The sequence below is a fragment of the Pseudomonas sp. DNDY-54 genome, from assembly GCF_019880365.1.
Classification (GTDB): domain Bacteria; phylum Pseudomonadota; class Gammaproteobacteria; order Pseudomonadales; family Pseudomonadaceae; genus Stutzerimonas; species Stutzerimonas stutzeri_P.
The window spans coordinates 1,623,740-1,637,158 of sequence record NZ_CP082271.1 but is presented as its reverse complement, the minus strand read 5'-3'; the positions used below and the strand labels follow the sequence as shown (position 1 = coordinate 1,637,158).

Below are 13,419 nucleotides of genomic sequence, written 5' to 3'. Positions count from 1 at the left end.
AGTTTGTTTAGCTGATCTGCAAGACTCGGGCCGCAGCGGCACCATCTTCTTCGGCAGTACGCATCATTTTCACGTGAAGCTCGAACTGGCGGGACAGCGCGAGCATTGAAGTCATCTCGGCCACCGCATTGACGTTGCTGGCTTCGAGAAAGCCCGATGTCACACGAACCATGGCGTCAGCCTCTACGGCCTCACCAGTCTTCATTCGGATCAAGCCATCGGTGCCCTTCTCCAGCTGCTTCGGGTCAGGGTTCACCAGCTTCAAACGGTCAACACCGACGACCACATTCGGGTTTTCACCCAGCGCGCGGATGCTGATGGACCCGTCTGCGCCAATGTCGATTTTCTGATCTGGCGGCACAGCAATCGGCCCGGCGTTGCCGAGCACCGGCAAACCGTCGCCGGTCCGCAGCATGCCAAGGGTGTCAATATTGAGGCTGCCGGTACGGGCATAGGCTTCACCGCCATCAGGTGCTTGCACGGCGATCCAGCCGTCACCCTCGACTGCCACATCCAGGTCCCGACCCGTTTCCTGCAAGGTGCCGGAGCTGAAATCAGTGCCCGGGCGCTCGGTCATTGCATAGACACGTGCCGGAAAGCTGTCACCAAACACTTGCATCGAGCGAGCCTGTTCGAAGTCGCGACGGAAGCCTGTCGTTGAGATGTTTGCCAGGTTGTTGGCATGTGCCTGCTGGGCTCGAGCGTTCTGGCTCGCCCCCGTCATTGCCACATAGAGCATCTTGTCCATCGAACCTCCGAAACACGCTAATTGACGCAAACCAGATCTACATACACCAACTTAGCAATAGACGTGCCACTGCAATGATAGAAATTTAAACTGTTGATTCACAAAGAATTTATCGCAAAAAAAAGGCCCTGACGGGCCTTGTAAAAGCGAGACGGCAATTTACCGCCGCCTCGGTGCGGCTTGAGCAATCATCAACGCAGATTGATGATCGTCTGGGTAATAGCGCTTTCAGTTTCGATGGTCTTGGCGTTCGCCTGATAGTTACGCTGAGCCACGATCAGGTTGACGAGCTGGTCTGATAGCTCGACGTTGGAATCCTCAAGGGCGCCGGCTTGCAGGGCACCTAGCGTGCCGCTACCCGGCGGGTTTCGTACAGGCTCTCCAGATTCAAACGACTGTACCCACTGCGTTTTACCTACCGGCGTTAGGCCCTGTGTATTAGCGAAGTCCGCCAAGATAATCTGCCCTTGCATCTTGGATTGGCCGTTGGTGTACCGGGCGAAAATGACTCCAGTTTCGTCTATCTCCAAACCAGCCAACTCACCAGTTGTATAGCCGTTTTGGCTAACACTGCTAACTGCAAACGAGCTCGCAAACTGGGTAGATCCTCGCATATCAATACTTAAGCCGGCCGGATCGGCCGTGGCCAAGTTTTTAACGAAAACTCCAGATCCTGCGGGTTGTTCAATTATCGGAACCCAATCAGCCTGACTGAAGGCTAACATACCCGTATTAGTCCCAACAGATGTTGGATTTTCCACTAGGAAACCACCAACTGTAGTGTCTACCGGCTCTAAAGAACTTAGCTTGCCCGCAGGATCAAACTCAACATCATAAGCAAATGGCGTGTCCTGATACGCTGCCCCATTTGCGTCAAAATTAGGTCGTTTGCCATCTACGAGCGCGTACATGGTCCAATTATTCGCAGCATCTTTGACGAAATACTGCGTGAATACATGCGCATTCCCTTGGGTGTCGTAGATATTCGTAGACGTGGATGAGTTATAGGTCGTTGGGTCCGTGCGGTTAAAAGGAGTAGTAACGGGAACCTTGCTAGTTGAGTCAATATTGAGTGTCTGCGCTAGCTGACTAGTCGCCTTGGGGTCTTGACTATTGGTCTTAACCTGCAAGTTACCCACAACACCAACCTGAAGATTCCCATTATCATCAACCGTATAGCCCTGCAGGTTATATCCAAAATTATCGACTATATTACCAACCTTGTCGGTACCAAAATAACCTGCACGAGTATAACTTAAAGCTCCATTGTTACTGACTTGGAAAAAACCATTTCCGTTGATAGCCAGATCAAGGGCATTTTGGGTGTAGTTGATATTTCCTTGATTGAATTGCTGGGAAATATTAGAAAGCAACACACCGCTGCCCACCGGATTCTTACCCACACCCATGGAGGCTGCATAAACATCAGAAAACTCCGCCCGTGACTGCTTGAAGCCCGCCGTGCCAGCGTTCGCGATGTTGTTACCTGTGACATTGAGATCTTTGCTGGCGGCACGCATGCCGCTTAGGCCGATATTGAACGACATGAACTGCTCCTGTTACCGGGCGTGCCGGCAGTTACTGACCAATGACCTGGACTTTCGACAGTCCAATACTGCCCACACCGGCCAGGTTGAGCTGCAGCTCCCCGCCGTTCTGCCCAAGCGTGACGCTGTCTACGTTGGCGGGAAGCATGGTGTACAACCCCTTCGTCTCGCCTTGATAAGTGGCCTGCGCTTCGAATCGGTATGTACCGGGCGGCAAGGTTTTGCCGCTCGAGTCCTTGCCATCCCACATGAATGAAACATTGCCAGCCTCTTGCGGCCCCATGTTGATCCGGTTCACTGCAGTACCCGAGCTGTCATAAATATTGACCGCCACGTTGCTGCTGGTCGTGGGAAGCACGATGCTGGCTTTGAAGGTTTCGCTGGTATCCACAACGGCTTTATCGGTTGGCACTATTACCTTGCGGCCGACCAGTGATGACGCTTGCAACGCTTGGGATGACTGATACCCGGACAACATGGTTTCCATGCTCGAGTTCAGTTTCTCGACCCCTTCAACGGTACTGAACTGGGCAAGCTGCGCAATGAACTCGCCGTTCTCCTGGGGTTCCAGCGGGTTCTGGTTGTTCAGCTGGGTCACCAGCAATTCAAGAAACTCGTTCTTGCCGAGATCATTGCTTTTTACTTCGCGATCTTTGATCTGGTATTGGTCCATTACCGAACCGGTACCGCTAACGCCGCCTGTCGTGCTCATGGCTATCTCTCGTAAGGTTACTGACCCAGGGTCAGAACTTTCTGAAGCATGGTCTTGGCCGTGTTCATCAACTCGGCATTAGTCTGGAATGAACGGCTCGCGGAAATCATGTCAGCCATCTCTTCAACGACATTGACGTTCGGGTAGTACACGTACCCTTCTTCATTCGCCGCCGGATGGTTAGGCTCATAGCGCGCTTGTAGCTCACTCTGGTCTTCAACCACACCAAGCACCTGAACCCCAGCACCGGCCTGATTCTGCTCGGCGAATAGCGATTGGTCCGGCTGACCATTCGCCTGCTGGAGCATGGTTGCGAAAACCGGGTGCCGTGCGCGGTAGGTCTGGTCAACGCTGGACGACACCGTTTCGGCGTTGGCAATGTTGCTGGAGATGGTGTTCAGGCGCGTGCTCTGAGCACTCATGCCGCTGCCGGCAATATTGAATACGCTGCTAAGGGACATGGCTTTCGCTCCTCTTATTCGCCGCGCAGGGCGCTCATCAGCCCCCTGAACTTACTGTTGAGCAAGGTGAAACTTGCTTGAAAGTCGATAGCATTTTCGGCATAGGCTGCCTGTTCTACCTGAGCATCAACGGTGTTCTGATCAAGCGAGGCGTGTGTCGGTGTACGGAAACGCAGACCGGGATCGGCGATTTCCATCCCTTGCGCCGCGATGTGCTTGCTACTGGTCGTTGCGACACCGAAACCGCCCTGGTCCTTGCTTTGCTGAGCCGCGAGTACAGAACCGAACTCGAGGTCCCTAGCCTTGTAGTTAGGGGTATCGGCGTTGGCGATGTTATTGGCAAGCACCTCTGCGCGTTGAGCGCGGAAGCCAAGCGCCTTTTCGTGGATGCCAAGTGCCTTGTCGAAACTGATGCTCATGATCTGGCCCTCTGCCGGATACAAGTCTGCTTAGCAAACTACCAGCAAAGGCCGTGCCATTTATCTAGATAATTGATTTTTAAGGGGTTTACGAGAGGATGCGAGAAACGTAACGTCAAAAGCGGCAACGGTTTTCCATGGCGTTGCCGCTTTAGGCGATCCAGAGCGACAGTTTTCTGCCGGTGTACCGCCTTTTCATGAATCTACTTCGCCTTGTAGATAATGCCCGGGCTGCACTGGACCATCTGGTACAGCTCAGGAAGGCCGTTCAGTGCCTCGGAAGCCCCCAGAAAGAGGTAACCGCCCGGCTTTAACGTCGCGTGAATCCGCTTGAGGATGTCTTTCTTTACGTCCGCAGAAAAATAGATCAGCACGTTGCGGCAGAAGACGATGTCGAACTTCCCCAGCACCGCGTAACTATCGAGCAAGTTCTGGACCCGAAATTCAACCCGACCGCGGATAGCGGGCTTGACGACCCAGCGACCAGGTGTTTTGACGTCGAAATAACGCTGTAGGCGCTCGCTCGATAAGCCTCGAGCAATGGCGAGACTGTCATATTCAGCAGCCTTGGACGCAGCAAGCATTGTCCCCGACAGTTCGGTCGCCACGATCTGCACCGCTGTTTTCGGCTGGCTTGGGCTATTGCGCTCGAACTCGTCGAGGGTCATCGACAACGAATACGGCTCCTGCCCCGACGAACAGGCAGCGGACCATATTCGCAACCGCTGCCCAGGCGCGCCTTTGAGCAGCTCAGGAAGCACGCGACTGCGGAGCACGTCAAAGGGATAAGTATCCCGGAACCAGAGCGTCTCATTGGTCGTCATAGCATCCACGACTTGCTCACGGAGACCGCCGCGCGGCTGAGCCTGGATTTTGCGAACCAGATCTCCCAGCGTCTTTAGACCCTGCTGCTCCATCAGCTTGTTTAACCGGCTTGAAACCAGGTATTGCTTGTTGCTGCCCAGCAGGATGCCGCACGTCTTTTCGAGGAATACTCGGAACTGTTCAAAATCCGGATCACCTGACACTAATAAAGCCCACCAGTCGTAATGAGAGGACGTCGCCTCATTTCCTATCCGTAGCCCGGATCCGTTCTATTACTCGGTTGGCCAGATCATCTGCCTGAAACTTGGCAAGAAAATCGTCAGCACCGACTCGTTTGACCATGCTCTGGTTAAACACGCCCGAGAGCGACGTGTGCAGCAGTATGTGAATGTCCCGCATGGCAGGGTCCTGTCGCACCTCGGTGGTCAGCGTATAACCATCCATCTCCGGCATTTCGATGTCAGAGATCATCATCACGAACTCCTCAGAGGGCTTCTTCCCCTCCGCGACCATTTTCTGCAGATACGTCAGTGCCTGCCGACCGTCGTTCTGCGCAACGACGTCTATACCGAGATTCTGTAGACAACGAATGATCTGTTTCCGTGCGACTGATGAGTCATCGACGATCAGCACGCGACTGGTGGAAGCCCTACTGCTGGTTTCCTCATCCGCAATAGTCACCGACAGCACTTCGGAAACAGGCGCCACCTCAGCGAGCACCTTTTCAACGTCAATGATCTCGACCATTTGTCCATCTAGCTGCGTAACGGCCGTCAAATAATGGTCGTTCCCGACCCCTTTGGGGGGCGGAAGAATGGACTCCCAATTCATGTTGACGATCCGCTCAACCGAGCGCACCAGGAAGCCAAGTACTTTGGTGTTGTACTCAACGATGATGGCGAAGCTGTTGGGCAGGTCTTGCAGCGCCGGCTTTCCGGTAGCCAGAGACAAGTCAAGGATGGACAGTGTGTTGCCGCGAATATTGGCAACTCCACGCACAACGGGGCTAGACCGAGGCATGACCGTCAAGCGCGGACATTGGAGAACCTCTTTAACTTTGAAGACATTGATACCGTAGAGCTGCTTCCCATCGAGTTTGAACAACAACAGCTCCAGACGGTTTTGCCCAACCAGCTGGGTACGCTGGTTTACCGAATCCAAAACACCGGCCATGCCAGTTTCCTCTTGCTTGCGAATGGACGTAAAGAACGCCACGTAGTTCGGCTTGACGGCACGTCCTTTGCTTCTATGACTCCATGAGCAAACAGACGACTTTTTTCCGGCGTCCTTGCAAGGCGCTCCACCGTGCAATCCTGGTTACGGCTTTCTTCGGGCTGAGCCCGTTTGCAGATTCAGCAAGCGTGACGCGACCTGAACAGCTTATCGACGCAACCCGCGGGTTTCTTGAGCGGGAAGTGACCGACTATCTGCAGCGTAGCCAAATCCAGGCCCGGCACGAGGTAGAGGTCAACAGACTCGACCCCCGCCTGCGCTTGGCATCCTGTGATCGCCCTTTGGCCACCAAACTCGAAAGTCCAGCGCAGCCGATCGGCCGAACAACTGTGCGGGTCAGCTGCGAAGGCTCAGCGCCCTGGTCCGTCTTCGTTCCTGCACAGGTCCATTTGTTCCGTGAGGTAATCGTAGCTCGACGACCCCTTACGCGGGAAAGCATCATAGAGCATGCCGATGTCACCCTTGCCGAGCGGGATGTCAGTCTTCTTAACCAAGGATACTTGACTGCTCTAGATCAAGTACTGGGAAGCAAGCTCACCCGAAGCGCCCTACCCGACCAAGTGCTTGCGCCTACATATATTTCAGCCGCAGAGGTGGTTCGCAAAGGCGACCAGGTAGTGATCAGTGCGAAAAATTCGACGATAAATGTAAGAATGCCAGGGGAAGCATTGTCCGACGGTGCACTTGGCAGCCAGATTCGGGTCAAAAACCAACGATCCGGACGAACGATCAGAGCACGCGTCATCGGACCCGGCCAGGTGGAAGTTGCGATGTAATCGAGTGAGCGCTCGCCAGAACCCGCTTCCGAAAAAAAGCTAAAGTTTCTCGTGGCATTGCCGAAAAGCAGGCAAGCGTCCTGACTTATTCGAGGTTTCGATCATGGTTATCGATTTCAACCGGCCCAACAGCGCCGTCAATTCACCTAGTAATGGGCGTACCACTAACGTTCAAATCGCTGAACGACCTGCTCAGCAAGCCCCCGCCGATGCGCCAAAGAATAGTGGCAGCGCGCAAGCATCTGGCGAAAGCGTTCAGCTCAGCCCGGAAGCGCAACGTCTCCAGCAGACCACCGACAAGCTTAATCAACAGCCAGCGGTCGATCAGGAGCGTGTAGCACAGATCAAGCAAGCCATTGCCGACGGTAGCTACCAGGTGGACAACCAGCGAGTTGCATCGAAACTGCTGGCCTTCGAAAGTCAGCGTTGACCGTTGTAGTAATTCTCGCCAAGCGTCACCGCGTTAGAGGCCACTATGGAAGACACCGAAGTGCTTCAGCAGCTCGTTGACGATATCGGCACTGCACAGAAGCTTCTTGAGCTCACCAACACTGAGTATCAAGCGCTTGCCGAACGCAACCTGGCAACGTTGGAGCAGCTGCTTACCCAAAAACAAACTTTGCTTGCGCTGTTGGGCCAGCACGGCATGCTCCGCAGCCAAACGCTTGTTATTGCGCAGCTTAGCCCTGATCAGGCCGGGCTCGCGGCATTTGCCGCGCGCACGCCATTTGGCGATGAAATTCTTCTAAAGGCCGAGCAGCTCAACCGCATCTTGGATGCATGCCGAGACGCCAATGAGCGCAACGGCAAGCTCATCCGCGCTAACCAGAGCGCAGTCGGGAGCATGTTGCAGGTTTTGCACGGCAGCAGCCAAACGCCTGATTTGTACGACCGTCGCGGCGCAGCGGCCAGAAGTGCACATCATCGCCCGCTCAGCCAAGCATGAAAACGCACACTGCCCAGTAGAGGCAGAGTGCTACTATGCACGTGACGTCGCGCAATGCCGGAGAGCATTAACAAGTGTCTAATCCTTTCGCCGAGGATGAAGGTCCCCAGCCTCCTCAAATCCTGAAGACCGCAACCGAAATCCAAGCAAACCTGCGCCTGCTGCTGGATAACCACATACCGTTGCTAGTCCGCTTCGCCGAGCGCAATCAGCGCTATCAGACATATCTGATAGAGATTAATCGCGAAAAGGGGTGGATTGCGCTCGACGAACTCATCCCTAGCGACGGCGAACGCATGATGGGATTGGGAGAGCCATTCCATATTGAGGGGTACTGCGATGGAGTGCGTGTCGCCTGGAACAATGATCACCCGGTGCACCCAGGCGAGCTAGACGATGCACGTTGCTATTGGGCGCCTATGCCCGACCAGGTTCTCTACCATCAACGACGCAACGCTTACCGGGCGCCCCTTTTAGGGCAGCCTATTACGGCAGAACTCAGCGGCAAAACAATCAGAAAGACACTGGAAGGCAAAGTGCTCGACATGTCGGCTACTGGCTGCAAGCTGAGCTTCCAAGGCAACCACCAAAGCGGCCTTCAGGCTGGGCAAGTTTATGAACAGCTGGTTGCCAAGCTGCCCTTCGGCACGGTTACCACTGCAGCTGAGCTGCGACACGTAGTGTTTGATGAGAAGCTTGGCTTAACTTTCTGCGGCATGCGCTTCTACCGGCTGGGCGGCCTGATGCAACGGCAGATCGAGCGATTCGTCTATCAGCTGCAACGTGAAGCGCGGCGCGACCAAGCGAGCGATCGCTTTAGCTGATTACTCTCGCGCCTACGCAGTTGCGTTGCTACAGCCGACCGGTAGCCAACACCCCTCCTTCCGAGTGAACCGGCAAGTCTTTCATCTTGCCGATTCGTCGCGCCTTGTCACCCCTCTGTCGAGCGCCGAAGGGCGGCGAGTAACTGCTCTGTTCAAGCTGGTGTCCCAGGCGAGGTTCGAACTCACAACCTTCCCCTTAGGAGGGGGATGCTCTATCCAATTGAGCTACTGGGACGAATGAGGCGGCAGCATCTTAACGAGGCTCGGCTCGTTTGTCATGCGCGTGTAGCCGTCAAACCCCAGGTTTTAATCAGACCAAGCGGTGTAGAGACCCACAAATAAATGGCTATTGCATATTGCACGAGCACATATCGAGCATCGTGCAGACCGCACGAGACATCAAGCAAATAGAATCGTAAGTATCTGAAAATAAAGGACTTATTTTCATTCGAATCTGGCACGCGGGATGCTTAAGTCATCTGGTCCATTTTCATGCGAAGGAGACGCCGATGCTACGCCCAGCCTATCTGCTCAGCACAGCGGTTCTGGTAACCGCCGCCGCTATTCAATTTGAGGGTACGACACCAGCTATGGATCGCTCGCAAGCGTCGGCAGCCACGCAACATGCCCAACCTTCAGTGAGCTATAGGTTATCGGCCCCCGTACAGACAATCAGCGGGATAGAAGTAATCAAGCCGGCGCAGCCACAGCGCTGGGTGTTTTAAAGACCCGCTACTGCAGCTGAAGGTTCGATCAAGGAGAGAACAAATGTCGATTTATGGTTGCCTGTTCCTAGTGCTGAGCGTTGCCTGTGGCGCATTCAATATGCTGGCTAGCGTGCCAGATACATGGGAATTGTTAGTCGAAGGCGGCACGGTGCTTTTTGGGATGCTGTTCGTGCTATCTCTGCTAATTGGTCGACGGATTAAATTTGACCCAGTGTTACGCTAGCGCAGCGGCAAATGCGAAGAATTCAAGGCAGCTCACAGTAAAGGCGGTTTGACATCACGCACAGCTTTACTCCTCGCAATACCGACGTATACTTGACGTCATAAAGCCGTCTAGTATCTTTTTTGCAGGTCGTGGAACAGCAAGGGCTGTTTGGTTGTCAGACCGGTGACTAGAACGGCAATAAGCCACCATCGCCCACCTGACTAACCGGTTTAATATGCGCCCTATGAAGCAGGCAGTTTATTCCAGCCGCACGGCTGACAAATTCGTGGTTCGTCTACCAGACGGAATGCGTGAACGTATTGCTGAGGTTGCGCGCAACCATCATCGCAGCATGAATTCGGAGATCATCGCCCGCCTGGAACAAAGCCTCCTTCAAGAGGGTGCCCTAGATGACGATCTGAATATGCGTCTAGACAGCCCCGAGCTGACGCTTCATGAGCGAGAACTGCTTCAGCGTTTTCGTCAGCTTGCCCATCGTCAGCAAAACGCGCTCATCGCGCTGATCGCTCAGGATACCGAAGCAGCGAAAGAAGACTAACCACCTTAATGCCTGCCTATTCTCAAACGCCTCGACCTCAAATCGGGGCGTTTTTCGTTCAACCAAAGAACTTTGTAGGGATTCAAAACGCTTGGTTGGCTAGTAGCCAAAAAAATGCTCGCATCTCATCGATGCAAGCATTGTCAATTGAAGCAGTGAACCCCTACCCGACAAAACTAAGCAGTACCCCTGCTGCCACGGCCGAACCGATAACGCCCGCAACGTTTGGTCCCATTGCGTGCATCAGCAGGAAGTTTTGCGGGTTGGCCTCTAGGCCAACTTTGTTTGAGACGCGCGCTGCCATGGGCACTGCCGAAACTCCCGCTGACCCGATGAGCGGATTGATCTTGTTCTTACTGAACAGGTTCATCAACTTAGCCATCAGAACACCCGCTGCAGTGCCGCCGCAAAAGGCAACCATTCCAAGCAACAGGATGCCAAGCGTCTTCATCTGCAGAAAGGCTTCGGCAGACAGCTTGGAGCCGACGGTCAGCCCCAGCGCAATGGTCACGATATTGATCAATGCATTACGCGAGGTATCGGCCAGACGATCAACCACGCCGCATTCGCGAAGCAGGTTACCGAACGCGAACATACCAACCAGAGGCGCAGCGTCGGGAAGCAGCATGCCGACCAACAACGCAAGCATAAGCGGAAAAACAATCTTCTCTGCCTGTCCCACAGGACGAAGCTGAGTCATGACTATGGCACGCTCCTCCTTTGTCGTGAGCGCTCGCATGATTGGCGGTTGGATCAGCGGAACAAGCGCCATATACGAGTAGGCAGCCACAGCGATTGGCCCGAGCAGGTGCGGGGCAAGTTTTGCAGTAACGAAGATTGAGGTAGGACCGTCAGCGCCACCGATGATGGCAATCGAAGCCGCTTCTCGCAGGGTGAACTCCATACCAGGAACGCCCATCGCCGCAAGTGACAACGCACCGAGCAATGTCGCGAAGATCCCGAACTGCGCGGCTGCACCGAGCAGCAGCGTCTTGGGATTGGCCAGCATCGGACCGAAGTCCGTCATCGCACCCACACCCATGAAGATCAGCAGTGGAAATACGCTGGTCGGCAACCCGACCTCGTAAAACAAGTTCAGAATGCCCGCACCCTCGGCCATGTTGGCGACCGGAATGTTTGCGAGCACCCCACCAAAACCGATCGGGATCAACAACAGGGGCTCGAACCCCTTGCGAATCGCCAGATAGATCAACGCCAGGCACACCACGATCATCAGCAGCTGTCCCGGCTCGACGTGATACAAGCCGGTGCTCTGCCACAGCTTGAGCAACTTATCCATGCAGCGCTCCTTAAGCGAGCGTCAGCAGGCTATCGCCCACCGACACCGCATCGCCGACCTTGACGTTTACACCCGAGACGGTGCCGGCCTTGAATGCACGGATTTCAGTTTCCATCTTCATCGCCTCAAGGATGATCACGAGATCGCCCTCCTGAACCAGCTGCCCTGGTTGCACAAGCACTTTGAAGATATTGCCTGCCAACGGTGCCAACTGAGGTTCACCTGCGCCAGCCGCAGGCGCGGAAGAAGCCACCGTCGGGCCTGCCGGAGCGTCACCGATCGGCTTGAGGCCTTCGATGTCACCACCCTCGTTGACCTGCACCACGAACGACTTACCATTGACCTCAACGGTATAGACCTCCGCTACACCGGGCTCACGCGCCGCCTGCTCTTTACCGGTCGGCATCGGTTCGAACGCAGATGCATCACCGCGCTTCTCTAGAAACTTGAGACCAATCTGAGGAAACAGCGCATAAGTTAGGACATCGTCAATCTCGTCCTTGGCAAGCTTGATTCCCTTTTCCTCCGCCAGCTTTCGCAGTTCCACTGTCAACTTGTCCATTTCCGGCTGCAATAAGTCGGCGGGTCGGCACGTAATGACCTCCGCACCGTCGAGCACGCGTTGCTGTAGCTGTGAATTGAAGGGGGCCGGCGCGGAGCCGTATTCGCCCTTCAAAATGCCGGCGGTTTCCTTAGTGATCGACTTGAAGCGCTCACCGGTAAGCACGTTAATGACCGCCTGGGTGCCAACGATCTGGGACGTCGGCGTTACCAGCGGTATAAAGCCGAGGTCTTCGCGGACGCGAGGGATTTCTGCCAGCACTTCATCAAACTTGTCGAGCGCACCCTGCTCCTTCAACTGGCCTTCCATGTTGGTCAGCATGCCGCCTGGTACCTGAGCGACCAGGATTCGTGAATCTACGCCCCTGAGCGTTCCCTCGAACTTCGCGTACTTTTTGCGCACCTCCCTAAAGTAGGCGGCGATCTCTTCAAGCAGCTCCAGATCGAGCCCGGTGTCACGCTCGGTGCCTTTGAAGATCGCAACCACCGATTCTGTAGGCGAATGTCCATAAGTCATCGATAGCGACGAAATTGCTGTATCAACGTTATCGATACCCGCCTCGACCGCTTTGAGGATAGCGGCCGTCGACAGGCCAGCCGTGGCGTGGCATTGCATATGAATCGGTATCGAGAGGCTCGCTTTCAAGCGCGAAACCAGCTCATACGCCGTATACGGGGCGAGGATACCGGCCATGTCTTTGATCGCGACCGAGTCGGCGCCCATGTCTTCGATCTGCTTGGCTAGATCAACCCACATCTCCAGCGTGTGGACCGGGCTGGTGGTGTAAGAGATCGTTCCCTGTGCGTGCTTGCCCTGCTGCTTGACAGCACGTAGTGCAGTTTCAAGGTTGCGTGGATCGTTCATAGCGTCGAACACACGGAACACATCGACCCCGCTTACCGCAGCCCGCTCGACGAATTTTTCAACCACATCATCGGCGTAATGCCGATAGCCCAGCAGATTCTGCCCTCGAAGCAGCATTTGCTGGCGCGTATTAGGCATCGCCTTCTTCAGCTCGCGAATGCGCTCCCATGGGTCTTCGCCGAGATAGCGAATGCATGCATCGAAGGTTGCGCCGCCCCAAGACTCGACCGACCAAAACCCAACCTGATCGAGCTTGCCGGCGATAGGCAGCATGTCTTCGAGGCGAACGCGCGTAGCGAGAATGGATTGGTGCGCGTCACGCAGCACCACGTCGGTTATGCCGAGCGGCTGTTTTACAGAAGTCATGAGGAGAACTCTCTATCCTGAATCAACCGCGACGAGCACGGTGCTGATGAATGGCGCCCTGGATGGCGGCAAGAAGCTCGGCGTCCATCTCGGCTACGGCAGTAGCAGGCTGAGCGGATACAGGCTGAACCGTCGGCGCGATGTCGAAGCGGCTGATCGCTGAAGACATCAGACGAATACAAACAATCAACAACACGAGAAAGACGAAGACAGAACCTAGGCCGAACAGCATAAGTTCGACGCCTTCAAGCAAGAGTTCGCTGGGGGTCATCGGGATTCCCTTTCAATCAGCAGCTCGGGCCGCCTGTTATTCGCACTGTAAAAAGAGGCCTCGCCGAGGCGAA

At 54.9% G+C, this 13,419-nt stretch carries 16 protein-coding genes and 1 tRNA gene; 6 read left to right on the top strand and 11 right to left on the bottom strand.

Annotation, left to right across the window (positions count from 1 at the left end; all coding sequences use genetic code 11):
- Positions 1 to 7: 7 nt before the first annotated feature.
- From flgF to K4O48_RS07720, 7 genes are all read right to left on the bottom strand, one after another.
- Positions 8 to 748, bottom strand: a complete 741-nt coding sequence (flgF, locus tag K4O48_RS07750; RefSeq protein ID WP_222911448.1) for a flagellar basal-body rod protein FlgF — start codon at positions 746 to 748, stop codon at positions 8 to 10.
- Positions 749 to 939: 191 nt separating this feature from the next.
- Complete coding sequence (gene flgE, locus K4O48_RS07745) at positions 940 to 2,295, bottom strand: flagellar hook protein FlgE (protein ID WP_222911447.1); 1,356 nt, start codon at positions 2,293 to 2,295, stop codon at positions 940 to 942.
- A gap of 31 nt (positions 2,296 to 2,326) precedes the next feature.
- A complete protein-coding gene (gene flgD / locus K4O48_RS07740) occupies positions 2,327 to 3,007 on the bottom strand; it encodes a flagellar hook assembly protein FlgD (protein ID WP_222911446.1) in 681 nt (226 codons plus the stop codon).
- Between the two features lie 17 nt (positions 3,008 to 3,024).
- Positions 3,025 to 3,468: a flagellar basal body rod protein FlgC gene (flgC, locus tag K4O48_RS07735; RefSeq protein ID WP_222911445.1), complete on the bottom strand. Its 444-nt coding sequence runs from the start codon at positions 3,466 to 3,468 to the stop codon at positions 3,025 to 3,027.
- Positions 3,469 to 3,482: 14 nt separating this feature from the next.
- Positions 3,483 to 3,887 (bottom strand): flagellar basal body rod protein FlgB, encoded by a 405-nt coding sequence (flgB, locus tag K4O48_RS07730; protein ID WP_222911444.1) that lies wholly within the window; start codon positions 3,885 to 3,887, stop codon positions 3,483 to 3,485.
- A gap of 203 nt (positions 3,888 to 4,090) precedes the next feature.
- Entirely contained in the window at positions 4,091 to 4,915 is an 825-nt protein-coding gene (gene cheR / locus K4O48_RS07725) for a protein-glutamate O-methyltransferase CheR (protein ID WP_409518928.1), read from the bottom strand.
- 37 nt (positions 4,916 to 4,952) lie between these two features.
- Positions 4,953 to 5,885, bottom strand: coding sequence for a chemotaxis protein CheV (locus tag K4O48_RS07720; protein WP_222911443.1), 933 nt, complete (start codon positions 5,883 to 5,885; stop codon positions 4,953 to 4,955).
- 83 nt (positions 5,886 to 5,968) lie between these two features.
- On the opposite strand from K4O48_RS07720, the gene flgA reads away from it, so the two are divergent.
- The 4 genes from flgA (at position 5,969) to K4O48_RS07700 (ending at position 8,491) form a co-directional block, all read left to right on the top strand.
- A complete protein-coding gene (gene flgA / locus K4O48_RS07715) occupies positions 5,969 to 6,721 on the top strand; it encodes a flagellar basal body P-ring formation chaperone FlgA (protein WP_222911442.1) in 753 nt (250 codons plus the stop codon).
- 103 nt (positions 6,722 to 6,824) lie between these two features.
- Positions 6,825 to 7,151: a flagellar biosynthesis anti-sigma factor FlgM gene (gene flgM / locus K4O48_RS07710; RefSeq protein WP_222911441.1), complete on the top strand. Its 327-nt coding sequence runs from the start codon at positions 6,825 to 6,827 to the stop codon at positions 7,149 to 7,151.
- A 45-nt stretch (positions 7,152 to 7,196) separates the two neighbouring features.
- Positions 7,197 to 7,667 carry a flagella synthesis protein FlgN gene (locus K4O48_RS07705; protein WP_222911440.1) on the top strand — a complete coding sequence of 157 codons (471 nt, stop codon included), beginning with the start codon at positions 7,197 to 7,199 and terminating at the stop codon, positions 7,665 to 7,667.
- Between the two features lie 74 nt (positions 7,668 to 7,741).
- Entirely contained in the window at positions 7,742 to 8,491 is a 750-nt protein-coding gene (locus K4O48_RS07700) for a flagellar brake protein (RefSeq protein ID WP_222911439.1), read from the top strand.
- A 158-nt stretch (positions 8,492 to 8,649) separates the two neighbouring features.
- Here K4O48_RS07700 and K4O48_RS07695 read toward each other — a convergent pair.
- A tRNA-Arg gene (locus K4O48_RS07695) sits at positions 8,650 to 8,726 on the bottom strand.
- 533 nt (positions 8,727 to 9,259) lie between these two features.
- Between K4O48_RS07695 and K4O48_RS20590 the strand changes: the two genes are divergently transcribed.
- Together K4O48_RS20590 and K4O48_RS07690 are read left to right on the top strand one after the other, a co-directional pair.
- On the top strand, positions 9,260 to 9,442 hold the full coding sequence (locus tag K4O48_RS20590; protein WP_248496776.1) for a PA3371 family protein: 183 nt from the start codon (positions 9,260 to 9,262) through the stop codon (positions 9,440 to 9,442).
- A gap of 217 nt (positions 9,443 to 9,659) precedes the next feature.
- Entirely contained in the window at positions 9,660 to 9,983 is a 324-nt protein-coding gene (locus K4O48_RS07690; protein ID WP_222911438.1) for an Arc family DNA-binding protein, read from the top strand.
- Between the two features lie 163 nt (positions 9,984 to 10,146).
- Here K4O48_RS07690 and K4O48_RS07685 read toward each other — a convergent pair whose 3' ends face one another.
- From K4O48_RS07685 to K4O48_RS07675, 3 genes are read right to left on the bottom strand one after another with little or no spacing between them, the layout of a single operon-like run.
- Positions 10,147 to 11,283: a sodium ion-translocating decarboxylase subunit beta gene (locus K4O48_RS07685; protein WP_222911437.1), complete on the bottom strand. Its 1,137-nt coding sequence runs from the start codon at positions 11,281 to 11,283 to the stop codon at positions 10,147 to 10,149.
- Positions 11,284 to 11,293: 10 nt separating this feature from the next.
- Positions 11,294 to 13,075, bottom strand: coding sequence for a sodium-extruding oxaloacetate decarboxylase subunit alpha (gene oadA, locus K4O48_RS07680; RefSeq protein WP_222911436.1), 1,782 nt, complete (start codon positions 13,073 to 13,075; stop codon positions 11,294 to 11,296).
- A 22-nt stretch (positions 13,076 to 13,097) separates the two neighbouring features.
- Complete coding sequence (locus K4O48_RS07675; RefSeq protein WP_222911435.1) at positions 13,098 to 13,346, bottom strand: OadG family protein; 249 nt, start codon at positions 13,344 to 13,346, stop codon at positions 13,098 to 13,100.
- Positions 13,347 to 13,419 lie beyond the last annotated feature (73 nt).